We start from the raw sequence: 25,156 nt of genomic DNA on the forward strand, positions 1-25,156 counted from the left end.
TTAGCGCCAGTTTATACCCCGATCAGACAAGTGTCTTTGAACCCGACCCGGATAATCAGAAACAATGGCATCCACACGCAGGTCGATCATCTTGGCAATATCTTCAGGGTCATTGACCGTCCAGACCGCAACGCAAAGGCCCAAATCTTTGGCCAGTTCGACGTTTTCGGCAGTTACATCCGCATAATACGGGCACCACAGTGAGCCGCCCGCTTGCTTGACCAATCGCGGAATATCGCCCTCGCAGCTGCGAAAATCCGGGCAGACTGCTTTGGAAGAATCCTCCCCAACATCCTCGGCGTTTTCGGGAAGTTGGGTCAGATAAGAAGAAGGCATATCCGGTGCTTGCCGCTGACATTCTTCCAACAGATTCCAGTCGAAACTGTGAAGCACCGCGCGTGACGACAGGGCCTTGGAACGAACTTCTTGCAGGACAAGACTGACAAACGTCTCTCTGTAGCACGCGTCATGGGCCAAATCGGGGTCCGATTTGAGCTCGAGCATCAGACAGGCATCGCTATGTTGGGGGTCACTCACCAGATCCAGCAGGTCAAGCAGCCTTGGAACGCGAACGCCATCCATTAGCGCCTGATCTGGAAATCGCCGACCATAGGCAGAATTCCCATCCAACCGCCCGATATCGAACTTCTGAATCTGCTCAAACGTCAGAGTTGAAACCTTCGGCTCTTCCCCGGTCAAGAACTGGCCGTCAGCATCGCGAAAACTGGGGGCGTGCAGCCGGTTATTATGGGTTATGACGGGGATGTCGTCAGCCGTGAGGACAACATCAAACTCCAGAAGCGGCACACCAATGGACAGCGAAAAGTCGAAGCCAATCATGCTGTTTTCAGGCAACACACCTCGCGCACCCCGGTGGCCTACGATGCGGATCAGGTTGTAGCCGCCCCGGAAAGCCTCGACCTGAGGGAATGCCATCAGCCTTCCAGCCTTTCACCGGTGGAGCGGTCAAACAGATGTATATGGTTTGAGGACACAGAAAACCGCATGTTCGGATGCCGTCCTTCGATCGGATGCACACCCGGAAGGCTGATCGTGATCGAATCGCCCGAGCCGGTCAGTTGACCGTGCAACAACGTGTTTGCCCCCAGTGGCTCGGCCATCTGAATCGTGGCCTCAATCGGGCCATTGTCATCCAGCAAAAGATGTTCGGGTCGTACCCCCAGCTTGAAGGCAGTACCAGGGCCCTGTGACGAACCAACCGCGACCTCACCAATCATGACGGTTCCGTTTTCACGTCGGGCCTCAAAGACATTCATCGCGGGGCTGCCGATGAACTGCGCCGCAAACAGGGTTCTTGGTGTTTCGTATACCTCTAGCGGTGTGCCTACCTGTTCGGCGATACCGCCGTTCATGACGATCATCCTGTCGGCCATTGTCATGGCTTCAACCTGATCGTGGGTTACATAAAGCGACGTGATCCCCAGTTTTTCCTGAAGCTCACGAATCTCAAGCCGCATCTGCACGCGAAGCTTGGCATCCAGGTTCGAAAGAGGCTCGTCAAACAGGAAAACCGCAGGTTCGCGGACAATCGCGCGACCCATAGCCACTCTCTGACGTTGGCCGCCTGACAATTGTCTGGGTTTGCGATCCAGCAATGGTTCAAGCTGCAATAGCCTGGCCGCCTCGGTCACTTTTTGATCAATCTGGGCTTTGGGCAACCCTGCGATCTTCAGGCCATAGCCCATGTTCTGCCGGACCGACATATGCGGGTAGAGCGCATAGTTCTGGAACACCATGGCAATGTCGCGATCCATCGGTTCTTTTTCGTTGGCCCGTTCCTCGCCAATCCGGATTTCACCCGAAGTCACGGTCTCAAGCCCTGCCACCATCCGCAACAGCGTGGATTTTCCGCAGCCCGAAGGGCCGACGATGACAATGAACTCACCATCTTCAATGTGGATGTCGATGCCATGTATGACATCTGTCGGGCCAAAACTCTTTTTGACATTCTCCAGGGTTACTGTTGCCATTTCTTACTTCTCGCTATCGACAAGGCCGCGGACAAAAAGCTTTTGCATCGACACCACCACGATGACCGGTGGGATCATCGCCAGAATGGACGTCGCCATAATGACGGGCCAATCAGCCACATCATCGCCAGACGGGAACATCTGCTTGATGCCCATCACAATGGTGTTCATTTCAGGGTCGGTGGTGATAAGCAGCGGCCACAGATACTGGTTCCACCCATAGATAAACAGGATGACGAACAGTGCCGCGATGTTTGTCCGGCTCATCGGTACGACGATGTCGATGAAAAACCGCATCGGCCGGGCACCATCCACACGCGCAGCTTCGGCCAGCTCGTCCGGGATTGTCAGAAAGAACTGACGGAACAGGAAGGTCGCCGTGGCCGAGGCGATCAGCGGAAAGATCAGTCCGTAATAGCTGTTGAGCATGCCGAACCCGGCGACAACTTCGAACGTCGGAACGATTCGCACTTCAACCGGCAGCATCAGGGTCAGGAAGATCAGCCAAAAGAACGTTGTTCGACCGGGAAAGCGGAAATAGACGATTGCAAAAGCCGAAAGCAGTGAAATGATGATCTTGCCCACTGCAATCCCGATGGCCATCACAAGGCTGTTGAACAGCATCGTTGCGACGGGGACATTCACGCCGGAAAACAGGGCTGCCTTGTAGTTCTCCCAGAACTGATCACCCGGCAAAAGCGGCATGGGTGGTGATACAACTTCCGGCTGGGTAACGGTTGAGGCGACAAATGCCAGCCAAATCGGAAAGAAGATGACCAGGACGCCAAGGATCATCAGGGCATGTGTCAGCCAGATACCCGCTCCACGCTTTTCGACCATTCCGTGCTGTTGGGCTGCCATCAGTAATGCACCCTCTTTTCCACGTACTTGAACTGAATGACGGTCAGAAGGCCGACGACAATCAGCAAAATGACCGATTGCGCCGAAGACGAGCCTAGATCCTGACCGACGAACCCGTCTGAAAAGACTTTGTAGACCAGAATGGTCGTGGCCTGCTGCGGTCCACCACCGGTGATTGTGTGGATTACGCCGAAAGTTTCAAAGAACGCATAGACCACATTCACTACAAGCAGGAAAAACGCTGTCGGTGACAGCAACGGCAGGACAATCGTGAAAAACCTGCGCCAGAACCGTGCGCCATCGATCGCGGCGGCCTCGATGACCGACCGCGGAACCGACTGAAGTGCGGCGAAGAAGAACAAAAAGTTATAACTGATGCGCCCCCAGGCCGAAGCGACAACCACAAGCCCCATCGCCTCGGTGCCATTCAAGACGTGGTTCCAGTCATAGCCCAGCTGTCCAAGATACCACGACACGACACCGACGCGCGTGTTGAACATGAACAGCCAGAGCACACCTGCAACCGCGGGAGCGACTGCATAAGGCCAAATCAGCAGCGTCCGATAAGCTCCGGATCCTTTGATCAGCCGATCTGCAATGACTGCCAGAAACAGGGCCGGGATCATGGAGCAGAGCGTAACAAGCGTCGAAAACACCGCCGTGGTTACGAAGGATGCGCGATAAAACTTGTCGCTTAGCAGAAATTCAAAATTGCCCAGACCGACGAACTTGGACGACAACCCGAACGGATCTGGGATGAACAGCGACTGCCATACAGCTTGGGCAGCGGGATAGAAGAAGAATACGGCAGAAATGACGACCTGTGGGGCGATCAGCGCCAATGGCAACAGCCAGCCGCGGAATGTGACGCGTTTTTCCATCCTGATGACCCGCCGAGAAAAGTGGATGCGGGCTCTGCCGAGCCCGCACCGGATTTCAGAGGTTTATTGATTTGCCGATTCGAACCTGCGCAGAAGCGCGTCACCGCGTTCTTTTGCGCTGTCCATAGCTTCCTGGGCGGATTTCTCGCTGGACCAGATGGCCTCAAGCTCCTCATCGATGATACCGCGGATTTGATCGAACGATCCCAGACGCAGACCTTTCGAGTTTGCTGTCGGCTCTTTCGCGGTCATCTGGATCACAGCGATATCGGTGCCCGGGTTTTCATCATAGAAACCGGCCGCACGGGTCGCTTCACCGGCTTCTGCGGTAATCGGAAGATAGCCGGTATTCTGGTGCCATGCCGCCTGAACGTCGGACGAGGACAAGAAGCTCAGGAACTCACCAACGCCTTTATATTCTTCGGGATCATGACCTTCCATAACCCAAAGGGATGCACCGCCGATGATGGTGTTTTGAGGCTCGCTTGTGACCGCTTCCCAATACGGCAGCGGACGCACATCAAAGTCGAACGCGGCCTCGGCTTTGATCCCGGCATACCCGGCCGAGCTTTCGGTGAACAAGGCACACTCACCCGCCCGGAAGTTTGCGCCGCCTTCATTTCTGCGACCGGTATAGATGAATTTACCATCCTTAGCCCAGTCGCCCATGGCGCTCAGGTGCGCGACCTGTACCGGGCCATTCAGCATCAGTTCTGTGTCCAGACCGGCAAAACCATTGTCCTGCGATGCAAATGGTACGTTGTGATAGGCAGACAGGTTTTCCAGGTGTATCCAGCTTTGCCATGCCGTCACCAGCGGGCAGTCCTCGCCTCCGGCTTTGAGTTGCTCCAGAACGTCGCCAACCTTTTCCCAAGTCGACAGGTCGGTGTCGGGATCAACGCCTGCTGCCTGCATGGCATCTCGGTTGACCCACAAGACCGGCGTGGAAGAGTTGAACGGCAGCGACAACATATCTCCGTCGGTGGTGGTGTAGTAACCTTTCACCGCACCGATATACGCGTCGGGATCAAAAGACGCGCCACTTTCAGCCATGACTTCGTAGACCGGCTTGATCGCGCCTTTTGCCGACATCATCGTTGCGGTGCCAACTTCGAAAACCATCAGGATGTGTGGCTGTTCGCCGGCACGGAACGCGGCAATGCCAGCGTTCAGGGTTTCCGAATAGTTGCCCTTGTGGCTTTCGACCACGACAAACTCATCCTGACTGGCGTTGAACTCTTCAACCTGCGCTTTGACAAGTTCGCCAAGGCGACCGGTGAAGGCATGCCAGAATTGAACTTCGGTTTGCGCCATTGCCGCCAAGGGTGACAAGGCAGTTGTAACGGCAAGAGCGCCAAGCAAATTCTTTTTCATGATTCCTCCCATGCATCAGGTTTGATGCTTCGTTGAGTGACGACCGCAACGCGTATTCGACACACATGACGATTTCACGACGTTACCGTTACAGAAATATAATTCAAGCCCTACTTATTGGCAAAAAACATAATGCAATGTTATAGACGTGAATGAAAAAGCGGAACTGGGTCTGCAATGAGACAAACTTTGAGAATTCGGCAACTGGAAGCGCTTATGGCGGTGACCACCAATGGTTCGGTCACAGCAGCGGCCGCCGATTTGGGGGTGAGCCAACCAGCTGTCAGCAGGTTGCTGTCGGATCTTGAAAAATCGTTTGGCTTTCAACTTTTTGATCGCCGCAAGGGCCGATTGGTTCCGACACAGGAAGTTCGCTATCTGCAACCCAGCGTGGACCGAGTTCTGGAATTGATGAAGCAGATATCAGACGCCAGTCAGAATATCACGCAGCGAAAAGCCGGGCATATCCGCGTCGCCTGCCTTCCCGGTTTTGCCACCAGCCATCTGCCGGATGTTGTGGCAAGTTTTCTGAAAGACCGGCCAGGTGTCACCATGACGATCGAACCGGACAGGCCGGAACGGATATTGGAATGGATGGTAGGCGAACAATATGACTTTGGAATCACTGATGGTTTTAACGGTCATCCGGGGGTCGAAAGCAGAAATGTCGATGTGCGCACGGTTTGCGTATTCCCGAAAAATCACGCGCTTGAGAACCTCTCGGAGGTGACGCCATCCGATCTTGCAGATGAGAACATCATACATACGCGGCGCGACAGCGACTTTTTCGGACGGCTTTCGAAGGCATTTCAGCAGGCCAATGTTACACTCAACTCTCATATCGAAGTCCGGCAATTCACGGCGGCATGTGAATTGGCCATAAAAGGCGTTGGTGTCTCAATCGTCAGCGAACTGGACGCTGTCCATTACACAGACCGGGGGCTAAGCTACAGGCCATTCAAGCCGTTTTTGCCGCATACACTTTCGCTGGTACGCCCGGTTCTGAAGCAGCCGTCTTTGATAACACTGGAGTTCATCGAGCATTTCAGCGAAAGTCTGAATGCGTTCAGAACACTTGCGTGAGGCTGCGGTCACCGGGACGAAGGATACCTGCCCGCGTTTCCAGCCAACACTCTCCAGAAAAAGCAGGAGCCAAGGGATCGAATACGCCCAAAGTCGTCGTTATTGTGAGGCTCCGCGTATCTGTTCAATGGCTCGGGCGGCAAATCTACCCGACAAAGACCCGTCTGCGGCTGCTTCCAATGCAGGCAAAGCGGGGGATGCTTTCCCGCCGATTTCACCCAATGCGTTGGCGGCTTCTTTTCTGACAAAAACCGAAGGGCTGCCCAACAGCATGATCAGTTCCGGAACGGCTGGGGCTGCGTCAGCTCCAAAGAGCGCCAAAGACTGAGCCGCGTCACGTTGTTCCTTGGCATCTCCGCGCATCAGATCAGCTTTGAGGCTTGCAACTGTGGTGCTCGGCGGAAGCGCGGCCAATTGAAGGCCGTTTTTCAAGCGGTTGTTTAAGTGCTGATGCACGCCGATCCATCGCACGATAAAGAAATACTCTCGTACAACTTCATCCAGAACACTCTCATTCTCTCCTTTCTGCCATCGTTCGATCATTGCCCTTGCGGCATTTCGGTCGCCGTTTAAGGCCAAGATCGAGGCCGCAAATGGCATCAACTCAACTGCCTGCGGGTTTCTATCCAGCTCAGACATAATGACCGCCTCTGAGCCTGTCAGATCATTCATGGCAAACAGCGCGGCACCTTGAAATAACGCATAGTGACTGGGGTATTCCGGGTCGAGGCGCATCGCAGCCTGCACAAACGCCAGCCCTTCCTCTGGCTCGCCACCCGCGATCAAAGCCCATCCCATTGTCAAATGCGATTCTGGGTCGCTTGGTTGCAGGGCGATGGCCTTTGCGGCTTCTTGTCTCGCTTCTTCCGTTCCCCGACTTACACCCTCGGCACTGTCCCAATCCGGAAGGTTGAGAGCGACAATTGCCCTGATGACGTGGATGAGCGAGGTGTCCTGATGCGTCAGTTCGCGGTAATATTTATAGAACAGCCCAATATGCATCTGTTCGTCAGCATTCGCAAAGCCTGACCAGTGGTGGAAGATGTGCGGTCGCAAATGTACCATAGCTAACATCGCCCAGGCTCGCGCGTAATTCGGGTCCAGTTCGACCGCGCGCTCAAAATGCGGAATTGCAGCCTGATTGTCCTGTTCATTGAAGCGTGAATAAAGCTCCCACCCGCGCTGGAACGCTTCGCGCGCCTCGATCTTTTCAGTTTCTATGTTTTCGATAGCAATCCGGCTTTCTGTGTCCAGTGGAACATCCAACTCGTGCGCAATCGCCAGTACAATGTTGTTTTGCAGATCAAAGACCTCATCGATTTCACCGTCGAAACGTTCCGCCCAGATCAATCTGCCGTTCAACGTGTCCGTCAGGCGGATGTTGACCCGAAAACCCTCTCCGCTACGTCTAAGACTCCCATCGACGACATAGCGAACGCCCAGTTTCTCGGCAAAACCTGCCACATCAATGTCGCGGTCCCGAAATGCAAAGGAAGTGTTTCCGGCGATGACAAATAACCCAGATATGCGGGACAAATCCGTTATAAGATCCTCGGAAACACCATCTATCAACATCTTGTTGGACGCGTCGCTGGTGAAATTCGTCAACGGAAGCACGGCGATCGAAGGCAGATCCGGCAGAGGATAGGCCATCTGCGCCTCAGAAGCGCGCAGCTGACCCTTTTCCCATATCTTCACTCCGAAAAATCCTGTCGCGCCTATTGCGACGATTACAGCCAGAACTATGAAATGAGGAACTTTCTTGGTTTTGTGCTTTACAGCCGGGGTCAACGCATCTGTTTCGACGCGGAACGCCTCAATAGGGTCCGCAATATTCTTGACCGATTGCGGACCAATTGGCGTAAAGGCGAAGGGCACCTTGTTGCGCGCGTATCCGACAATCGCTTGCGAGGCGATAATCCCACCTGGTTCTGCCAGCGCCTCAAGCCGTGCGGCCACGTTGACACCATCACCCAGGATGTCGTCGGCGTTCGAGACGACATCGCCAACATTCAAACCGATCCGAAAAACGATTGCGCGGTCAGGTTCGGTATCCGAGTTTCTTTTCAACAGTTCGGTCTGTATCTCGACGGCGGCGCGAACCGCATCGACTGCGCTGGGGAATTCGATCAGAAAACTGTCACCCGCTGTGTTCGCAATGCGCCCTGAATACCCGGCGATCAAGGGCTCGATAACTTCAGCGCGGATCCGGCGCAGCTTGTCGATGGTGCCTTCTTCATCCAAGCCAACCAATCTTGAATAGCCTGCGATATCGGCGGCTAAGATGGCTGCTAATCGACGATTTGGCCGGCTTTCCATAGTCTCGCAGCCTACCATTTAGCCATTTTTCTGGGAACCGGTTTTCAAGGTACCGGTTTTGCTCCGGTTTTTGAAATCCCCCGACCTGTTATCTGGATGGCAATGGAAGCCCGGACTGCTGGGTTTTCAGACAAAAGCGGTCTGGGCAATCTGTCGGCTCTGCGTGTTGTCGGATTTGCATGGCGTCGCGCGTCCTTGCACAATGCGACCAACGCATGGAGGCGAAAATGATCTACGCAATCACAATTTATGGGGAACCGGGCGTGTTCGAGGCATTGCCGAAAGATCGCCAGGACGAAGTGATGTCAGGCCATCGCGCCCTGCAAGCGGTTTTGTCGGAACGCGGAGAGTTTGTGTCGATAAAACTGATGCCGCCAACGTCAGCGGTAATGGTCGAACCGGCGGCGTCCGAAGGTGCTGCCCCCCTGATCACCGATGGCCCGTTTTCCGAGACCAAGGAAAACTTCCTTGGGTTTTACGCCGCTGATTTCAAAGATCTTGAAGAAGCGTTGGAACATGCAAAACTGATCTCTTCACCGGTCGCGCGGCTGGAAGTTCGGCCTGTGGCCTGGGCCGGGGGTGCCATATCGTCGGAATAGATCATGTCAGTCTGGCTGGAGGCCACATTTGCTGAACAACGCCCGCGCGCCATTGCTGCCCTGACGCGGGCTTTTCGGGATTTGGACACCGCAGAGGAGGCCTTTGCCGACGCCTGCCTGAAAGCCTTGGCGGTTTGGCCCCAGGATGGGGCACCTCGTGATCCATTGGCATGGCTTCTGGCCACGGCCCGGAATTCGGGTCTGGATGATTTACGCAAATCCCGGCGGCGCGCGGCAATCCTGTCGCGCCACGCAGAAGAGTTTCAACCGATGCCGGCGGAAACACCCGACCCTGACGAGATGCGGGACGATGTCCTGCGCTTGCTGTTCATCTGCTGTCACCCGGAACTGGATCGGCGGGATCAGATCGCCATCGCCTTGCGGGTGGTCGTGGGGCTGAGCGTCGATGAGATTGCCAGCGGATTTCTGGTCAAATCCAAGACCATGGAGCAGCGTATTACTCGCGCCAAAAAGAAGATAGCAAATAACCCGGTCGCCTTTGAAACGCCAAGCCCGGCTGAAAGGCAAGCCCGGTTGGGCGAAGTCTCGACAATGGTTTACCTGATGTTCAGCGAAGGGTGGTCGACCTCGGCCGGGCCGCAGCAAATCAAACTCACGCTGTGCAAAGAAGCGATCCGGCTTGCCCGTCTTCTAGTTGCATTGTTCCCTGCAATGGGCGAGCAGGCCGCACTGCTGGCGTTATTGTTGTTTCAACACGCCCGGCGCCGGGCCCGTATTGACGAGGAAGGCAAGCTTGTCGCTCTCGACGATCAGAACCGTGACCTTTGGGATCGTTCGAATATCGCCGAGGCTACATCGCTGTTGCAAAAAGCCCAACGAACTGGCCACCGCGGGGTCTATATCATCCAGGCTGCAATCGCAGCGGCTCATGCCTGTTCTGCCTCATCCAAAGAAACCAACTGGGCGTTAATAGAAAGCCACTACGCCGCCCTTTACGCATTACAGCCGACACCCGTGATCCGGCTCAACCAGATTGCCGCACAGGCCAAGCTATTCGGCCCACAATATGCGCTAAAGGCGATGGGCCCGCTGTCACAGGAGTTGCCCAACTATCGTTGGTTTCACGCGATGCGAGGTGGCCTTTTGCAAGAAGCGGGGGATCATAAAGCCGCCATTTCCGCCTTTGAAACCGTGTTGGCGCTTTCTCCCACCGCGTTGGAGTGCGACGTGATCAACGAAAAAATCAAAATCAGTCAAAAAGAATTGGAGGGCCTGTAGGAACACACACTCCTCGTACGTCCTTGGGTCAGACCCGCATGTGGCGGGCGTAACCAACGGAGGTACCCATGAGTATACTTGAGATGACGGCTGTCGGAAATTCAGGATGGATCGGGCATTCTGGGCCGGATCAGAGCAAGGCCAAATCCTTTTATCAGGATGTCCTGGGCTGGACGATCAGCGATATGCCGATGCAGGATGGGTCCAGTTATTCAGCCGCAGTTGTGGGCGAGACCGCTATCGGAGGCTTTTCACCAATGCCGGAGGAGCGTGGAAGCTGGACGATCTTCTTCACAGTACCCGATGTGGATGCCAGTGTTGCAAAGGCCGAAGCCAAAGGCGCCACAGTTCTTCAACCCGCGATGGATATGCCGGGGGTCGGGCGCATGGCCACGCTGAACGACCCGCAAGGTGCCCGATTTGCATTGATCACCTATGAAAGCATGAGACCCTGAGAACTGTCTGAAAGGAGGGCTCAGATGGAACAATATTCGCACATCGTGCAGGTTTTTGCAGCGTTATTAGTCTGGGTGTGCATTCCACTGGCGATTGCTTTTGACCTGCGTCGATTCAGGGCGGGTGCCCATCCTCTATGGGATGGGGGCGACAGGCTCTTGCGCGTGATGTGGCCCCACGGAAACTTCGTCGATTATGTTCCGTTCGCGCCTTCGATCCACCGGCAACTTGAGGCATCCAGCTGATGCCGGTGGATGAGACCCTCAACGCCCGCATTCGCGACGCTTTGGCCGCGCATGTGGGCATATCCGAAAAGCGCATGATGGGTGGTAATTGCTTTTTCTTGAACGGCAACATGCTGTGCGGGGCACGGCGGCATAACGACGGGCTGGGCCGGTTCATGTTCCGGGTGGGCAAGGACAACGAAAGCATGGCGCTGGCGGATCCCACGGCCCAAGAAGTGATCCACGGTACACGCAAACTGAGTGGCTTTATCCGCGTGGATGAGAGTGATTGCGATGACGCCGCTTTGCTGCGCTGGTTACACCTTTGTCTCGAACACGCCGCGGCCCTTCCCGCGAAAGACTGAACGGAGAAAGCAATGGCTCAGTTTGAAAGTTTCTCACCCGAAGCGCTTGGTTTTCTCAGGGATTTGCGGGCCAATAACACGAAGGAATGGTTTGCAGCCAACAAATCAACTTACGAGACCCATTTGAAGCAGGCAGGCACGCAGTTCGCGAATGACATTGCGGATGCCTTGCGTGATCTGACCGGCCAGACCCATAGCAGCAAGATTTTTCGTATTCATCGGGATGTCCGATTTTCCAAGGACAAAACACCTTACAACGCACACCTGCATATTGCGTTTATTCCAGACGGGAGTGCGGATCAGCCGCCGATGTGGTTCTTTGGGCTCTCGCCCGACGATCTGGCGCTTGGCTGCGGAGTGTTTCAGTATGACAAGGAAGCGTTGGGTGCCTTCCGAACTGAGATGGCAGGCCCAAAAGGGGCTGAGTTGACCAAGCTAACCGCTGAGATGCGAAAGCGTGGATTCCGGGTCGGGGATCCTGAATTGAAACGTGTCCCCTCCGGTTATGACAAAGATCATCCAAACGAAGAGGCATTACGCCGGAAAGGCTTTACCGTCTGGACGGATTTAGGCAATCCTGCCTTTGCTATCGAACCGAACCTCATTGAACGAACTATAGAATTGTTCGAGGACCTCTTACCTGTTTTTCTGCTGCTTTCTCGGGTCGAGTAACCCATCTTTCCGAGAGTCAGGAATGGAGATTTGATGGCCTGCACAAAATTGTCGTTCCTTTCCAAATTTGTGTTCCATATATGATCGGAGGCCGTGCATCCGGTCACACATGAATAAATCACTCATCCCAGCGACATTGTGAAATCGCCCTTGAGTATTAATCAGAACTGGTTTGGTTCAATTACTCAACAGACCTCCGAAAGAGGATCAGGCTTGTTGCCAGCAGGACAGCGCCCAGCAAAGCCATCCAGATGAACTCTGGCCAAACTGTTTCGAGACCGGCGCCCTTGAAAACAATCGCCTGACTGGCGGCCATATAGTGACGAGATGGTAATAGCAGCGTCCCGACCTGCAACCAGTCTGGCTGCCCTTCAACCGGCGTCTCTCCTCCGGACAGCATCAGCATGGGAAGGACGATCAGCATGACCAAAAGCGCAAACTGCGCCATCGAACGCGCAATCGTTGCCAGAAAAACCCCGAGTGCGGTCGCGGTGAACAGAAACAGGGCGGTGCCAAACAGGAACAGTCCTTTTGATCCCGAGATTTCAATTCCCAGCGCACCCTGCATGACAAAGGTTAGCGACAGGCTGGCAGCAATCAGGACAATTGCTGCATTGGCCCAGATCTTGGCTGCTGCAATGTCAAACGGGGTCAGTGGCATTGCCAGCAGATGCTCAATCGTCCCGTGCTCTCTTTCTCGGATCATGGCAGCGCCGGTCAGAATGGTGGTAAGCCACATGATCTGTCCGATCAGGGCAACGATCCCGGCAAAACGCACGGTATCACGGTTGGGGTTGAAAGCGCTTCTTAGGATGACATCGACCAGAGGTGGATCGACAAGATCGACACCGATTGCAAAGCGGCGAATTTCCGCGCCCAAAATATTGGTGATATAGCTGGCACCGATCCCGGCCTGCTCCATCGCCGTGGCGTCGATCAGAACTTGGATTTCAGGCTTGCGCCTTGCCCTCAGGTCTTTTTCGAATCCCGGTGGAACAACAACTATGAAGATGAATTCTCCGGCGTCCATTTGCGCTGGACCGCTACCTGGTTCGATTTGCACGACCGGCTGGAACTCGGGCGGAAAAAATGCTGTGGCAAGCGCTCGGGACAGTGGAGAATTGTCCTCATCAGAGAATGCAATCGACGCGTTGTTGACCGAGGTCGCTACGCCGGTTGCCTCCATCATGGGCGCCAGCGTGAAAGACCAGACCAACAGCGCCATCATCACCCAGTCCCGGCGCAGGCTCATCACTTCTTTCAGGCCAAGCCAGAATATGCAGGACAATCGCTGCATTCATTTCTCCTGCGCGCGAAGGCAAAGCGCGGCGATCAGTGTCAATGCCGGCCCGAAGCAGGCAAGTGCCAAAATGTCCGGCGCGAGTGCCTCCCATCCCAGCCCTTTGGTGAAAGCCCCGACATTGAGGTGCAGAAAGTAGGATGAGGGCCAGAGAGAGCCGATAAGCTGCGCACCATCCTCAAGCGTTGATACGGGCTGCAAGAGGCCCGAGAACTGAATGGTGGGCACGACCGAAGCGATAGCAGTGGCAAAAGTCGCTGCCACCTGGCTGGATGTCATGGTTGCGATCAGCAACCCATAAGATGTCGTCGCCCAAACGTACAAAAACGCACCCAATGCCAAAGGCAGAGGATCGCCCTTAAGCGGCACATCGAAGACGAAAATAATCATTGCCGCCAGCAACAGGAAATTCACGTAGGCAATCATGATATAGGGTATCTGTTTGCCGATCAGGAACTCGAGCCGCGTTGTCGGTGTCACGTAGAAATTGACGACCGAGCCCAGCTCGCGCTCTCGTGCGACGCTGACCGCAGCCAACACGGCAGGCAGCATGATCAGCAGGATGGCGGGCATGGCCGGGGCCATCGCTGCAATGCTCTCAAAGCTCTGGTTATAGCGAAACCGGGGCTCAATACGGGCGATCTCAACCGCGTGTTCGCCTTTGGTCCTCGACTGCCCGTCGAGAAACGACTGGTGCAACCCTGCGACATACCCCTCGACTGTTTCCCCCTTGAAGGGGATCGCGCCATCTGCTGTTGCCAGCACTTGGGTAGGTTCACCTGTGCGCAGCTTGCGCCCGAAATCAGGTGGCAACTCGATCACCATCGAAACGTCCCCGGCCTGCAACCGTCTGCGCCCGTCTGTGGCGCTGATCAAAGGTGGCGTCTGCTTGAAATAAGGCGATCCCGATATTTCTTCCGTGTAGGCCCTGCTTTCCGGGCTTTGAGACAAGTCCAGAACGGCAAACTCAAGATCTTCTATGTCGAGGGATATGCCAAAGCAGAACACCAGCATCAAAATCGCCGAGCCTAGAAATGCAAATGCCAGACGAACGGGATCACGGACCACTTCAACCGCTTCGCGTCGTGTGTAAGTCAGGGCACGACCGATACCTTGTCCGGTGACCTTGGTCTTGGTGGCAAAGTCAACTTTGGGTGCCACGACAGGTTCTGGTTTTTCTGCGGTCTCCAAAACTGAAATGAATGCTTCCTCAAGGCTGCCGGTGCCTTCTGCGGCGATCAGGTCTGCGGGCGCACCTTCCGCGAGAACACGGCCTGCATGCATGAACGATACGCGGTCGCAGCGCTCTGCCTCGGCCATGAAATGGGTAGAGACAAAGATCGTCACCAAGTCTTTGTGCGATAGTTCGACCAACAAAGCCCAAAAGACATCGCGTGCTTCGGGGTCTACACCCGAAGTTGGTTCATCAAGAATAAGAACACGGGGACGATGGATAACAGCCACCGCCAATGACAAACGTTGTTTGATCCCAAGTGGCAGCGCGGCGGCCAGTGTGTCGCGATGGGCCGTCAAACCAAAACGTTCGGTCAATTCCGCTATCCGCTCCTCTCGATCAGGGATTGCAAATATTCGGGCATGAAGCTGTAGATTCTGATGGACGGATAACTCGCCATAAAGCGAGAAAGCCTGGCTCATGTATCCGATGTCGCGGCGCATCCTGCGATCACGCGCATCAACCGGGTTGCCAAACAACAATGCCTCGCCAGAACTGACTGGCAACAGGCCGGTCAGCATCTTCATCGTGGTGGATTTGCCACAGCCGTTTGACCCAAGAAAACCGAATATCTCTCCGCGATGGATCGCGAAATCGACATTGTCGACAGCGGTAAAATCACCGAACCGACGTGTCAGCCCTCGGGCAGAAATCACAGGGTTCGGGTTGATCTGCCGTACAGGTGCTTGATCCGACGCCAACCTAAAACCATCGTGTGCCCGCAAGCGCCGATATGCGGTTTCGAGATCCCGGTCCTGCCCTTTCAGTTCAGCAGGTTTGCCTTGAAAGATGACGTGACCGCCGTCCATTGCAACAATTTGGTCAAAGCTTTCCGCCTCCTCCATGTAAGCAGTGGATACAAGGACAGACAGTCGGGGATGCTCTGCCCGAATGGCATTAATCAATGCCCAGAATTGACGGCGTGAGAGTGGGTCGACACCAGTTGTCGGTTCGTCCAAAACCAGCAGCTTCGGATCATGTATGAGAGCACAGCACAGGCCGAGCTTTTGCTTCATCCCGCCCGAAAGCTTGCCCATAAGCCGGTCTTCAAACGGTGCCAACCCCGTTGCCGACAACAGCGCATTGATCCGGATGTCACATTCTTCTTGCCCTTGGCCAAAAAGCCCTGAAAAGAATTCAAGGTTCTCGCGTACTGACAACTCAGAATAAAGGTTTCGACCCAAGCCCTGTGGCATGAAGGCAATGGCCGGGCAGATATGGCGTCGGTGCGCGGCGTCGTCGATCGAGCCACCTAAAACACTGATCGATCCGGTTTGCAGTTTCTTTGCACCGGTGATCAACCCAAGCAGTGTCGACTTTCCAACCCCATCCGGTCCGATGAAGCCGACCAGCTGGCCTTTGGGAAGATCAAGCGAAATAGACTCCAATGCGACATTGCTGCGATACCGGTGCGTGACACCCGTAATGCGAATCTCAATGTCGGCCTCTGGCGTCATTCGAACAGCTCGGGCGGAATACCCTGTTCCAACGCGGCTGGCCACGCAAGGTTTGGATCGATCCGGATCACGGCAACACCGCGAAGCCCGGTTTTGACGTGCTCAATCCGGCTTTGGACCAGATCCTCGGGGATGCGTACACGGACGCGGAACACCAGTTGTTCGCGTTCATCCAATGTCTCGACCTGCTTGGGCGTGAACTGTGCTTCAGGAGAGACAAAGGTTACAAAGGCTGGAATGGAATAGTCCGGCAGGGCGTCAAGAACGATGCGAGCTTCGGCGCCAATAGGCAGCAATCCGGCTTCGCGCGCTGGCAGGAACACCTCCATATACACATTCTCAAGGCTGAGCAGGGTCAGGATTGGTTCACCCGCGGCAACGACCTCGCCGGGTTCCGCCAGCCGATAAAGCACACGCCCGCGCGTCGGAGCCAAAAGCGAGCTGTCTTCGATCAGCGCCTCAATACGGCGCACTTCGGCCTCTGCGGCCGCAATCTGACTTTCTGCGGTGGCCACGCGCGCCTGCGCGGCACCCAGAACCGCCGCAGCAACCTGATGTATGGTTTCGCGTTCTTCGAAAACCGTTTTAGAGATATTCTGCCCAGTCAGAAGCGCCGTTGCGCGCTGAAGCTCCTGCGCGGCCCGGCGCAGTTCGCTTTTCCGCTGCACAACAAGTGCCTCTGCTTCCACTTTGGTCTGATGTGCCAGCGCCACCTCGGCCTTGGCACGATCCAGCGTGGCGGACAACTCATCAATGTCCATTTCGGCCAGCACGTCACCGGTGGCGACCATACCGCCTTCAACCGCCATGACGCTTTCGACACGTCCGGCTAAGGTTGGCGCAATTTCAATCTGCTCGGCCTCGATCCGACCATTCCCCTGCGCAAATCCATCAGGCAATTGGCTTCCATTTTCAGAGACCAGGGAATAGACCACCACGCCCACCATCGCGAGCGCAGCCAAAGCAAGAAAAATCAATGAGTTTTTCTTCATTATTCACCGCCTGAAAACTCGCTGCGGGTATTCCTCTATACTGCTGCTGAACCGTGGGCTTTGCTTTGGATCAAGCCAAGGACGTCAGGGCAAAGAAAGACTCTGCGCGCCTGTCGCGGACATGTTCAGCCTTAGTTGCCTGAAACTTTATCACAAAAGAGAAAGAACATGGCATGCAAACCAATCCTGAGTTCCTGCGCCTAGGCAATGCGCACCGCGTTGACCTGCAAGCTGAACCGTAATCGAGTGGCAGCTGATTTCAGAGTCAATTTCTCGCCCCTGAACCGATAGCTTTAGCAGGTTCCTCAAAAGTCCGCCTTGTGAAGTTCACCCTCAAATACACGGGTTGAGCGGCGTTCAGCCCTGCAAACTCTCGGCTGGTTTTGAGAAAACAACGAACGTAAGTTGCTATTTACCTTCGAACAACTGCAAACTTGTAAGATGAACAGAAGGCTTCTTAGTCCGGTGCAGGCGCTTTTGGTGGCGGGTCTTGCCGCGCTTGGAGTTTTCACGATCCTAGCAGGCCTTCGTTCTGAAGGTTACCTGCAGCGGCCCGAGCTTGCACATTACGATTGGGTTTTGGCCCGCAGGGCCAGCGATGCGTTGGCACAGGATGTAGTCGTGGTCGCGGTCGATGACGAGGATTTGCGCAGCTGGGGCTGGCCCCTCTCAGATGGTCAGGTTGCGAACATTATCGACGCACTGTCGTCGGCGGGCGCCGCTGTAATCGGTATCGACATCTATCGCGACAACGAGGTGATCGAGGGGCGGCAGCAACTCGAAGCGGCGTTCCTGAAGACCAATGCGATCTGGGTTGTGAAACTGAACGATCGAGGCGGGCTGAGTATCGAGGCGCCGGATTTCGCGCAAAACGACGGCAGCGTGGGGTTTGCTGATATCCCCGTCGACGCGGATGGTGTCGCCCGGCGCGGTATTCTGCTGGTCAGCGGCACCGATCGCATTTCTTTGGCGTTCAGCACACAGTTGGCCCTGCGCGCCACGGGTCAAAGCAGCCTGAAAGCCTGGCGGGACGATCCCCGGACCCTGTTGTTTGGTCAGACGCCGGTGCGACGGCTGGAAGACGGGTTCGGCAGTTATCGCGGGCTGGATGATACAGGCTATCAGGTGCTGCTGGATTACACCAATGCATTGCCGATGGCCCCAATCGTACTGGCCCGCGACCTGCTCTCCGGACAAGCAGACGCTGACATGATCGAAGGAAAGGTCGCCCTGATCGGGGTTACCAGCAAGTCGATCAAAGACGATTTTCGCACACCGCTGAACAACCCGCCACAGACGCCATTCAGCTATGGCGTATTGGTGCATGCAGCCACCACCCAGCAATTGATCGATTATGCTGCGGGCCGCAGCGAACCGATGCGCAGCCCCGGGCAAAGTGCGCACCTGGCGATAATCTTCGCCGGCGCATTATTCGGGGCATTAGCTGGGGTTCTGTCGCGCACTGTGCTGACCGTCATACTACTTGGACCCGGCCTTGCCATCGCTATTGGAGCAGCGCTTTCAACCCTGTTGTCTCGTGGAATATGGTTGCCGGTCGTTCCGACATCGGTTGCTTGGTTTGCCGCCTTTCTCTTAGCTCTTCTCACCGTCGGGATCATCTCGCGTCGGCAACGCCAGGCCATCGCCAAACTGTTCTCGGATCATCTGTCCCCGGAGCTCACAGCCGAGATATGGAACGCGCGTGATATCCTTTTTGCTGGCGGTAAACCGCGCCCCCGTCGCTTGCGCGTCAGTGTCCTTCTTGCTGATCTGGAAGGCTCGACGACCGTCGGCGGCTCGGCCGAGCCGGGAGCCTTCATGGATTGGACAAGCCGAATTCTGGATGTGATGAGCCAGGTCGCGCGCGAAAACGGCGGGTTCATTGAGAAGTTCACCGGTGACGGAATCCTGGTGGTGTTCGGTGCGCCGCTGCCTCGAACAGCCGAAGAGGACATCCAAAAGGACGCTGTCGCGGCCTGCCGGACGGCACTGCAAATTTCTGACCGGATTGACAGACTGAATGCAGAAGGTGGTCTGTTGGCACCTTATGGTCTGCGGATCGGGCTCCATAGTGGTGTGGTTTTGGGCGGCACGTTGGGCAGCGCGGGCAGCCTTCAATACAACATCATGGGCGACACAGTGAACGTCGCAGCCCGTATCGAGGCATTCGGAAAGGCGTTGCAAGACAGAGGAACGTCGGCAACCACGATCTGTGCCAGTGCTGATCTTCGGGAACTCGTCGGAGGCGATTTCATGTTTCAGCCGGTCGGACACCTCATACACGACGACAAGTCGCGGGAAATTGGGTTATTCTTGCTCACAGGATCTGCACAGAAGGGGGCATCGTAATGATGACACCGGCATGTTCGGGAAACACTCTTGGCGCTTTGATAACCGGTTTGCTGCTGCTTCTGGGCTCGACCATTGATCTGTCGGCGCAAGAAAGCGAAGGCAGTCAGCAGGCTGATCCAGACGAGGTCATCTTCATTCCGCCCACCATCGGTGCCCCGGCGGACCGCGTCGGTGCTGCCACCCGCGATGTCGGGCAAGAGGCTGGTGTGCTGGCCGTGCTGGCACCGGCTGGCGGCGGTGTGACTACATTAGGTAAACCCCCACTGATCTGGCACTTGGCTGAAAACTTTTCAGGTCAGATGACCGCACAGCTGGCCCCGATCGGAGCGCCGCAGAACGGGGTCGGTATTTCCGGCAAAGGTCGGTTCAGAAAAGGGTTCTACGCGCTTGACCTGTCGCGCTCAGAATTCGTGCTGGAGCCGGGGAGTATCTATGTCTGGACAGTCGTTTTGGCGGAACCTGAGGCGGGGACCGTTATCGCGACGGTAACGACTTACGTGGAACGGGTCACCGCCCCAGAGCCCGCCGCAGAGGATGTGTCGGCCTTGGCCGCCGAGGGATTATGGTTCGATGCCCTGCGACCCTTTGTCGAAATCGAGTTGTCGGGTAAAGTAAGGGTCAACCGGAATGCGGGGTTTGCGAGCCTTGTCCGGTCTGCTGGCATTTCGCTGCCATAGGACACGCTCCAGCCCCTCGGCCGACACGCGGGGGACGCTTGATGATAAACTGGTCTTTTTCAGGTCTGGCTCTGCGCTGCGTTCTGCTGGTCCTTGCGCTGATCTGCACCCTGACAGCGGCAGCCTCTGCGGCGACGGAAAGACGCGTGGCTCTGGTTATTGGCAATTCCGCTTATCAGCATGTCTCGAGTCTGGAGAACCCGGTCAATGATGCTCAGGACATCTCGAAATCGCTGGCACGTATAGGGTTCGAGGTCACCACGGGTCTGGACCTGGATTACAACGGTATGCGCATCGCACTTCGGGACTTTACCGAAACCGCCGCCGGGGCCGATGTGGCGCTTGTCTATTTCGCGGGCCACGGAATTGAGATCGAGAACACCAACTACCTGATCCCGGTGAGTGCGGCCCTGAAAAGCGACCGCGATGTCGACTTCGAGGCCATCCGTCTGGATGCAATCGTGAATTCGATTGCCGATACGCCGGGGCTGAAGCTGGTTCTGGTCGATGCCTGCCGCAACAATCCTTTCGTTGCGCAGATGTCGCGCGCGTCGGCCACTCGGTCGATCGGGCGTGGGCTGGCCGCAGTGGAACCCGGTGGGGTTGTCGTGGGCTATGCCGCGCGTGGCGGAACGCTGGCGCAGGACGGGGGCGGTCGGAACAGCCCCTATGCGACGGCACTTTTGGAACATATCGAACAGCCGGGGTTGGAGCTTGGGAAAATGTTTCGCCGGGTGCGCGATCGGGTGGTGGAGCTTACGGATGGATTCCAGGAGCCATTTACATATGGCTCACTGCCTGGCGAAGACATTTACCTTGTGCCACAGGTCGAACAGGTGGCAATGGTGGCACCTGCGGACCAGACGGCCACGCCCTCCGCCGTGCGCCCCCTTGCGACCCGTGACACTGCAATCAGCGCCGCGATGAAAGTGAACACCATGCGTGGCTGGTCGCTGGTCGCTGGTAAGTACCGGGCGGCCACCATCGTCGAGCCTAAGATTCTGGGGCGCATGGCCGAGATCACGCCGGAGTGGCTGAAGAAACAGGGCCATCTGTCCACAATGGAGGATTTCCTTTTACCGGGCCGCGAACGGAAACAGCAACTGCAAGAGGCGCTCAATACCGCCGGTTTCGAGGTCGGTGTGCCGGACGGCGCATTCGGACCGAAGACGCGGGCGGGACTAAAGGCTTTGCAGGAGGCCAGTGGACTTGATCCGACGGGCTATGTCGATGCGGCTGTTCTGGCAAGCTTGCGAATAGAGTGGCAGGATGGGGCCGACGATAGTTTTGTCAGCAATCCATTTGCCGTGCGTCAAATGCCGGATGACCTTGAAATGCTGGGTGAGAATGAAGAGATCATAACGGTTCTCAGGTGCCTTGGGTTGCGGAAAAGCATCTATGGCAAGTACCGGGGCAGCTTCTACATCGCCATGATTTATTCCGGCTCGATAGACGACGCGCGCCGCCTCGCCGAGAGCTGTGGCATCGATCTTGCATCCCTGACATCGGCTGACGAGAACGCATTCGTGGTGCGCATGATCGCCCATGATCCGGCCTTGTTTGAACAAGGCTATGACAGTCGAACCAACACCAGTTACAAGGCTGGCCCCTATTTCGGTTTCCGGAAGGACCCAAAGGAAGAAAATGCCGTGAAAGGCTGGCGGTGGTACACCGGAGAGCCGGTCAAGTACACGAATTGGTTGCCATCGAAACCAAACAAGACCCATGGGAAAGGCGACAAGGCTTTCGCTCAGTTTCAGTATGAACGGACCGGACGCCGAGACCTGAGTGAGATCGTGCCTACACAATGGTTCGACGGGTCGGGACGCTTTGCACGCTCAGTTGTTCTGGAAGGCAGGTTGCCCTAATCGGGGAAAGTTCAACTGGGTTGGAGTCCCATGCATTTCTCGCTTCTACAAAAGTTCCAAACTAGGGCTATCCCGGCATAACTTGCGATGGAAACGTTTGGTGATGTGCAATCCGATTGCTCTCAAGCCCGATCCGGGTGGGGCGAGCTTGCTACAAAGCGCCCTGAAACACGCTCCCAGGCCATCAATATTTGAGGATTCCGCTAGGGACCCTTGGCTGAGAGAGTGGCATCAAATCGCGATACGTCCACAACCGGCTACGTCGAACTGTGCATGCCCAAACCTACACCGGACTACTGCCTTCTATTGGTGGGGCAGGTTGCGGCTGGCCTGCATGTGCTGAACATCGTCGGGCCAAGTGGAGCGTATGTAGGCCAGCACGTCCCATATGTCGTCGTTAGTCAGGGTGCCGTCAAAGCCCGGCATGCCACTGTTGAAGTCTTTTATACCGCGTACTGCCAACGCGTCAGCCCCACCTAGCTTGGTATACTCGAACAGTAGCTTGTTATCATGGTGCCATGTGTGCCCTGTCACGTCATGTGGTGGTGCAGGTAACACTCCGTTATCGTCGGGTGTTTGCCAGTCGGGTTGGCCTTCCAGATTAACTCCATGGCATGAGGCACAGTACTCTGCATAGAGTTTCTGCCCATTCGCTAAGTCTCTGTCCAACAACTCATGATCTGCAGCAACGCTAGTACCAATGCCGCATATGGCGAGTGCACACAGGTGTTTGTTCATCTCTACCTACCCATAACTCGGAAGCGTTAGTACTCTCGTGAGTGCCGCCGTCGTCGCCAGAACCGCTAATACGACTATTGCCTCAACCTCGATGGATCGGGCGAGGCGTTGCGCTGCTATTGCCTCTCCGCTTTGCATGGCCGGAACAAATCGGAGCTTGTTGGCAGCGGCGAGGATCATCAGTAACGCCACAAGGAACACTTTGAGCATTAACGTTTGCCCGTAACCCGTGAACAAGAGCCCTTGGAGATTGCCGACAAGCAACCAAGCCATCCATAGGCCTGCACCGATTAAGGTAGGTACCACCAATGCAGCAGTTTGCCCAAACCTATGACCAAGTTCAGCGGCATCTGTCAGGTGTTCAGACATGAGAGCCATACCTCGCAGCGGGCTAAAGATGCCCACCCAGAAAGCTACACATAGAAGGTGCAACAGCAGCAAGAGTTGGACACCAAAACTCTCCAGTTCCAGCACATGTCCGATCTGTGCGAAGGACCACATTGCCAATGTGCCACCCAACAGCGCGATCCATAGACCAAAGCGAGGAACAGACAGTCCCACAAGGATCAACACTGCGCCTGCAAGGCGATAAACAAGTACGTCGCCTACGGAGGTCTGCCAAAGCAAGCCAAGCATCTCTGGATCGACCATGCCGTCAACGCCGCCCGTTAAGGCGGCTCCTCGGAGCATGAAGCCAAATACTGTTGCTGCGAGGGAAAGCCACGCCAAGACCAAGGCTTGGCGCTTCATCGCAAGGCTTACCGGCGCGACTAGTTCGGAATAGAGGCACTTAACGACGACAAGCCCGGTGGACCCAGCAAAGCCGATGTAGAGCACCAGCTTTGCGAGGATTGCGACAACTCCCCAAATGTCTGGCATGCTCATTCCACGGAAAAGGAAAATTCGCCCTGCATCGCATGGCCGTCTTTACCTAAACCACGCCACTCGATGACATAGGTGCCGGTTCCATTGCCCGGCAGTGGGATCGTGAACACCTGACGGAAACTTGTCTGGTCCCCCAAATCTAAGCGTACCGCCGCGTGCTCTTCATGGGCCATCTCAATCCGTGTCAACCGAATGTCCTTGGTGAAGCTGAGGCCGATTTCGGCGGGCACAGAGGTTACAGTAGCCCCGTTGGCAGGTGTCGTTTCTTCGGCCTTGGAATGCGCCAGCACCCCGCTGGGAATAGCAGCCATGATTACGAGCGTTATGATCTTTTTCATGGTCCTGTCCTCAATTTATTCCGTTGGCACGTTGGATTTCACGAATGTACGCGATCACCATGGCAACGTCACCTCGCGTCAATCCCTCGACCGGCGGCATGTCACCAAACTGCCAATGATGGCTTCTTACACCTTGTGAAACCGCCCTCTGAAAGGCTTCGTCAGCGTGGTGGCTGGGCTCGTATATCTTGTGGATCAGAGGCGGTCCTGCGCCATCTACTCCGACCGCGTTGACGCCGTGGCAAGTAGCGCAGGAGGCATCAAAGACACGCTGACCGAATACGGCATTGCCCTCGATTGGCGGCATTTGAATTGCGACCATAGCATCGCCTTCAAGTGCCTCCTGCGGCGCGGTCTCTTCGATTGAACCGGGCTGAAGCGTTATGAAAGCGGCGACGGCAGCGACAGTGTAAACGCCGATGAGTAAGTAACTTTTTTTCATGGAGTAATCCTGACTTTTTGAAGCTGATAGTGCTGCGGTTCATTGCGAACAGCGGCACGCGCAGGTCGCAGATGTTCGCAAGGATCTACGCTGCTTCAAAGGTCAGGGGGCTTGTATGGGTTATCTGGTTCAATCGGCTTGACTTGGGCTCCAATCTGGAACTCTGGATCAATTTCACGTTGGTCCTGCGCGGCTTCTTTGTTCTGGGCAAGCAAAATAACTGCTTGGCAGATTGAGGGATTACACTCGCTGGTTCCTGAACTGTCCGGGTCATGGTGGCTGTGTAGGGTCGATTTATCGATGCTATTATTCGCCACGGAAGCGTGTTCCGTTGATTGCATGTGGCTTTCACAGCCAAGACCGACGCAGCCATCCGATCGCGCATGAGCCACGCCACCAAGCCCGGACAGGATGACCAGAATGCCAGCGAGTAGCAAAAGTGAGTATCGTCGGATGACCATGGTTCGAGACGCTACCGCACGAGAATAAGTATGACAACGCCAGCCCTTTGGTTTCTCGGATCACGACCAGCTTTTGTTCGGACAATTGATTGAAGTTTCCCCTTTTTCCTAGACAGCAATACGAGAAGGACCGTCTTAATAACCCCCTAACTGCAGTGATGTGGGCGACGCTGTGGTTGTGCGTTGACCTGTGTCATAGCGTCGATTGCCAAATTGTTAGAAAGGTGCTTCGCATATTGACCCAGCCCCTTGATCCGGGCCGTTTGGATGTAGAATCCGTTCCTGTTTCTTTCTTGTGATTAGGTTGCGGTCAAGGCCTGCTGAGCGGAGCCCTTGCGTAGCTCAAGC

24 protein-coding genes are annotated in these 25,156 nt (G+C 55.6%); 10 read left to right on the forward strand and 14 right to left on the reverse strand.

Annotated elements, in window-relative coordinates; all coding sequences use genetic code 11:
* The 5 genes from ACR0AP_RS18180 to ugpB all read right to left on the reverse strand — a co-directional run bounded on the left by ACR0AP_RS18180 (position 1) and on the right by ugpB (position 5,107).
* Entirely contained in the window at positions 1-936 is a 936-nt protein-coding gene (locus ACR0AP_RS18180) for a glycerophosphodiester phosphodiesterase family protein (RefSeq protein ID WP_480508427.1), read from the reverse strand.
* Positions 936-1,991 (reverse strand): sn-glycerol-3-phosphate ABC transporter ATP-binding protein UgpC, encoded by a 1,056-nt coding sequence (ugpC, locus tag ACR0AP_RS18185; RefSeq protein ID WP_480508429.1) that lies wholly within the window; start codon positions 1,989-1,991, stop codon positions 936-938. Before ugpC ends, ACR0AP_RS18180 begins: the two co-directional genes overlap by 1 nt.
* A 3-nt stretch (positions 1,992-1,994) precedes the next feature.
* Positions 1,995-2,831 carry a sn-glycerol-3-phosphate ABC transporter permease UgpE gene (gene ugpE, locus ACR0AP_RS18190; protein WP_209506351.1) on the reverse strand — a complete coding sequence of 279 codons (837 nt, stop codon included), beginning with the start codon at positions 2,829-2,831 and terminating at the stop codon, positions 1,995-1,997.
* A 20-nt stretch (positions 2,832-2,851) separates the two neighbouring features.
* Entirely contained in the window at positions 2,852-3,733 is an 882-nt protein-coding gene (ugpA, locus tag ACR0AP_RS18195) for a sn-glycerol-3-phosphate ABC transporter permease UgpA (RefSeq protein WP_209505975.1), read from the reverse strand.
* A gap of 63 nt (positions 3,734-3,796) precedes the next feature.
* Positions 3,797-5,107, reverse strand: a complete 1,311-nt coding sequence (ugpB, locus tag ACR0AP_RS18200) for a sn-glycerol-3-phosphate ABC transporter substrate-binding protein UgpB (protein WP_480508431.1) — start codon at positions 5,105-5,107, stop codon at positions 3,797-3,799.
* Between the two features lie 177 nt (positions 5,108-5,284).
* On the opposite strand from ugpB, the gene ACR0AP_RS18205 reads away from it, so the two are divergent.
* Positions 5,285-6,190, forward strand: coding sequence for a LysR substrate-binding domain-containing protein (locus ACR0AP_RS18205; RefSeq protein WP_209598847.1), 906 nt, complete (start codon positions 5,285-5,287; stop codon positions 6,188-6,190).
* Positions 6,191-6,289: 99 nt separating this feature from the next.
* Here ACR0AP_RS18205 and ACR0AP_RS18210 read toward each other — a convergent pair whose 3' ends face one another.
* Positions 6,290-8,443, reverse strand: a complete 2,154-nt coding sequence (locus tag ACR0AP_RS18210; RefSeq protein ID WP_480508433.1) for a HEAT repeat domain-containing protein — start codon at positions 8,441-8,443, stop codon at positions 6,290-6,292.
* A gap of 293 nt (positions 8,444-8,736) precedes the next feature.
* Here ACR0AP_RS18210 and ACR0AP_RS18215 point away from each other — a divergent pair, with 293 nt between their 5' ends.
* The 6 genes from ACR0AP_RS18215 to ACR0AP_RS18240 all read left to right on the forward strand — a co-directional run bounded on the left by ACR0AP_RS18215 (position 8,737) and on the right by ACR0AP_RS18240 (position 12,064).
* Positions 8,737-9,108: a YciI family protein gene (locus ACR0AP_RS18215; RefSeq protein WP_480483831.1), complete on the forward strand. Its 372-nt coding sequence runs from the start codon at positions 8,737-8,739 to the stop codon at positions 9,106-9,108.
* Between the two features lie 3 nt (positions 9,109-9,111).
* Positions 9,112-10,347: an RNA polymerase sigma factor gene (locus ACR0AP_RS18220; protein WP_480508435.1), complete on the forward strand. Its 1,236-nt coding sequence runs from the start codon at positions 9,112-9,114 to the stop codon at positions 10,345-10,347.
* Positions 10,348-10,415: 68 nt separating this feature from the next.
* Positions 10,416-10,802, forward strand: a complete 387-nt coding sequence (locus ACR0AP_RS18225; RefSeq protein ID WP_209598843.1) for a VOC family protein — start codon at positions 10,416-10,418, stop codon at positions 10,800-10,802.
* Between the two features lie 24 nt (positions 10,803-10,826).
* The gene (locus ACR0AP_RS18230) at positions 10,827-11,048 is read left to right on the forward strand and encodes an MAPEG family protein (RefSeq protein ID WP_209505989.1); all 222 of its coding nucleotides are present in this window, start codon (positions 10,827-10,829) and stop codon (positions 11,046-11,048) included.
* Positions 11,049-11,053: 5 nt separating this feature from the next.
* Positions 11,054-11,392, forward strand: a complete 339-nt coding sequence (locus tag ACR0AP_RS18235; RefSeq protein ID WP_480508438.1) for a TfoX/Sxy family protein — start codon at positions 11,054-11,056, stop codon at positions 11,390-11,392.
* 12 nt (positions 11,393-11,404) lie between these two features.
* Complete coding sequence (locus tag ACR0AP_RS18240; protein ID WP_480508440.1) at positions 11,405-12,064, forward strand: DUF2461 domain-containing protein; 660 nt, start codon at positions 11,405-11,407, stop codon at positions 12,062-12,064.
* Positions 12,065-12,245: 181 nt separating this feature from the next.
* Here ACR0AP_RS18240 and ACR0AP_RS18245 read toward each other — a convergent pair whose 3' ends face one another.
* Genes ACR0AP_RS18245 through ACR0AP_RS18255 form a run of 3 tightly spaced genes read right to left on the reverse strand, consistent with a single transcriptional unit; the run spans position 12,246 to position 17,047 of the window.
* Entirely contained in the window at positions 12,246-13,361 is a 1,116-nt protein-coding gene (locus ACR0AP_RS18245) for an ABC transporter permease (RefSeq protein ID WP_480508442.1), read from the reverse strand.
* Positions 13,362-16,055, reverse strand: coding sequence for a ribosome-associated ATPase/putative transporter RbbA (gene rbbA / locus ACR0AP_RS18250; RefSeq protein ID WP_480508444.1), 2,694 nt, complete (start codon positions 16,053-16,055; stop codon positions 13,362-13,364).
* Positions 16,052-17,047, reverse strand: coding sequence for an HlyD family secretion protein (locus ACR0AP_RS18255; RefSeq protein ID WP_480508446.1), 996 nt, complete (start codon positions 17,045-17,047; stop codon positions 16,052-16,054). Before ACR0AP_RS18255 ends, rbbA begins: the two co-directional genes overlap by 4 nt.
* Positions 17,048-17,488: 441 nt before the next feature.
* On the opposite strand from ACR0AP_RS18255, the gene ACR0AP_RS18260 reads away from it, so the two are divergent.
* Genes ACR0AP_RS18260 through ACR0AP_RS18270 form a run of 3 tightly spaced genes read left to right on the forward strand, consistent with a single transcriptional unit; the run spans position 17,489 to position 21,944 of the window.
* Positions 17,489-19,396 (forward strand): CHASE2 domain-containing protein, encoded by a 1,908-nt coding sequence (locus ACR0AP_RS18260; RefSeq protein WP_480508448.1) that lies wholly within the window; start codon positions 17,489-17,491, stop codon positions 19,394-19,396.
* Positions 19,396-20,076: a DUF928 domain-containing protein gene (locus tag ACR0AP_RS18265; RefSeq protein ID WP_209506004.1), complete on the forward strand. Its 681-nt coding sequence runs from the start codon at positions 19,396-19,398 to the stop codon at positions 20,074-20,076. Before ACR0AP_RS18260 ends, ACR0AP_RS18265 begins: the two co-directional genes overlap by 1 nt.
* A 41-nt stretch (positions 20,077-20,117) precedes the next feature.
* Positions 20,118-21,944 carry a caspase family protein gene (locus ACR0AP_RS18270; RefSeq protein ID WP_480508451.1) on the forward strand — a complete coding sequence of 609 codons (1,827 nt, stop codon included), beginning with the start codon at positions 20,118-20,120 and terminating at the stop codon, positions 21,942-21,944.
* Between the two features lie 303 nt (positions 21,945-22,247).
* Here the strand turns inward: ACR0AP_RS18270 and ACR0AP_RS18275 are convergent, their stop codons facing one another.
* The 5 genes from ACR0AP_RS18275 to ACR0AP_RS18295 all read right to left on the reverse strand — a co-directional run bounded on the left by ACR0AP_RS18275 (position 22,248) and on the right by ACR0AP_RS18295 (position 24,688).
* Positions 22,248-22,613 carry a c-type cytochrome gene (locus ACR0AP_RS18275; protein ID WP_480508453.1) on the reverse strand — a complete coding sequence of 122 codons (366 nt, stop codon included), beginning with the start codon at positions 22,611-22,613 and terminating at the stop codon, positions 22,248-22,250.
* A gap of 75 nt (positions 22,614-22,688) precedes the next feature.
* The gene (locus ACR0AP_RS18280; RefSeq protein WP_480508455.1) at positions 22,689-23,561 is read right to left on the reverse strand and encodes a copper resistance D family protein; all 873 of its coding nucleotides are present in this window, start codon (positions 23,559-23,561) and stop codon (positions 22,689-22,691) included.
* 2 nt (positions 23,562-23,563) lie between these two features.
* Positions 23,564-23,905: a copper resistance CopC family protein gene (locus tag ACR0AP_RS18285; protein ID WP_480508457.1), complete on the reverse strand. Its 342-nt coding sequence runs from the start codon at positions 23,903-23,905 to the stop codon at positions 23,564-23,566.
* A 10-nt stretch (positions 23,906-23,915) separates the two neighbouring features.
* Positions 23,916-24,347, reverse strand: a complete 432-nt coding sequence (locus tag ACR0AP_RS18290; protein WP_480508459.1) for a c-type cytochrome — start codon at positions 24,345-24,347, stop codon at positions 23,916-23,918.
* Positions 24,348-24,442: 95 nt separating this feature from the next.
* A complete protein-coding gene (locus tag ACR0AP_RS18295) occupies positions 24,443-24,688 on the reverse strand; it encodes a hypothetical protein (protein ID WP_480508461.1) in 246 nt (81 codons plus the stop codon).
* Positions 24,689-25,156: the final 468 nt, after the last annotated feature.

The sequence above is a fragment of the Ruegeria sp. AF7 genome (genome assembly GCF_056541885.1).